The following is a 1,158-nucleotide window of genomic DNA, read 5'->3' as shown; positions in this document are numbered from 1 at the left end:
ATCGATTGAAAGTGGAGCCCGACAGCGTGGCATGTCCATGCTGCGCACGGCGATGGGGCCAGCCATTGCCCGGCACCTCGCTGATCCTGCCATTGTCGAGGTGATGCTCAATCCCGATGGCAGGCTGTGGATGGACCGCCTGTCCGAGGGGCTGGGCGACACGGGGGATCGGATCACACCAGCCGATGCCGAACGCATCGTGCGACTGGTGGCCCATCATGTCGGGGCGGAGGTGCATGAAACGGCACCGCGCGTGTCGGCGGAACTCCCGACCGGCGAGCGGTTCGAGGGATTACTGCCACCCGTGGTGATGGCCCCGAGCTTCGCGATCCGTAAACCCGCCGTCGCGGTGTTCACGCTCGATGATTACGTCGAAGCCGGGGTCATGGCCGACGCCCAGGCCAGTTTCCTGCGCCAGGCAGTTGCGGACCGGAAGAACATACTGGTCGCGGGTGGGACGTCCACTGGCAAGACCACGCTGGTCAACGCCCTGCTGGCCGAGGTCGCGAAGACCGACGATCGGGTTGTGCTGATTGAGGATACGCGCGAACTGCAATGCCGCGCACCCAATCTGGTGTCGCTCCGCACCCGTGATGGTGTCGTCACGCTGTCCGAACTGGTGCGCTCGGCCCTGCGCCTGCGTCCGGACCGTATTCCCATCGGTGAGGTGCGCGGTCCCGAGGCGCTCGACCTGCTCAAGGCGTGGGGCACCGGTCATCCCGGTGGGATTGGTACGCTTCACGCTGGCACCGCCGTCGGCGCGCTGCACCGCATGGAGCAGCTCATTCAGGAAATCGTCGTCACCGTACCGCGTGCCCTGATCGCCGAAACCATCGACGTGATCGCGGTCCTATCCGGACGCGGCACGGCGCGCCGCCTGTCCGAACTGGCCACAGTGGATGGCCTCGATCCCGTGACGGGAGCCTATCACATCCGGCCCGCCAGCCTTCCATCTTCCGAAACATCATTCTCTGACAATGGAGAGTCATCATGAGGACGCCTTCACGTCTGCGCGCCATCGTGTGCGCCGTTGCACGGCCTGATCGGCATGTGCCGGATATCCGCATGTTCGGAACGTCCACGCTTCTGTCGCTGTTTTTCGTATCGTCGGCCTGGGCGTCCGGCTCCGGCATGCCGTGGGAAAACCCGCTCAACGAG

1 protein-coding gene and 1 pseudogene are annotated in these 1,158 nt (G+C 64.9%); both read left to right on the top strand.

All coding sequences use genetic code 11. The features are described 5' to 3' along the window. Positions 1-4: 4 nt before the first annotated feature. Positions 5-994 carry a P-type conjugative transfer ATPase TrbB gene (trbB, locus tag HK28_RS09360; RefSeq protein WP_233140460.1) on the top strand — a complete coding sequence of 330 codons (990 nt, stop codon included), beginning with the start codon at positions 5-7 and terminating at the stop codon, positions 992-994. Then, a pseudogene (locus HK28_RS09355) lies at positions 991-1,158 on the top strand (conjugal transfer protein TrbC); the annotation flags it as partial. The gene trbB and the pseudogene HK28_RS09355, both read left to right, overlap by 4 nt.

The organism is Acetobacter sp. DsW_063 (assembly GCF_002153745.1).
Lineage (GTDB): Bacteria > Pseudomonadota > Alphaproteobacteria > Acetobacterales > Acetobacteraceae > Acetobacter.
The sequence above is the reverse complement of the archived record's forward strand: the minus strand, read 5'-3'. Positions and strand labels throughout refer to the sequence as shown.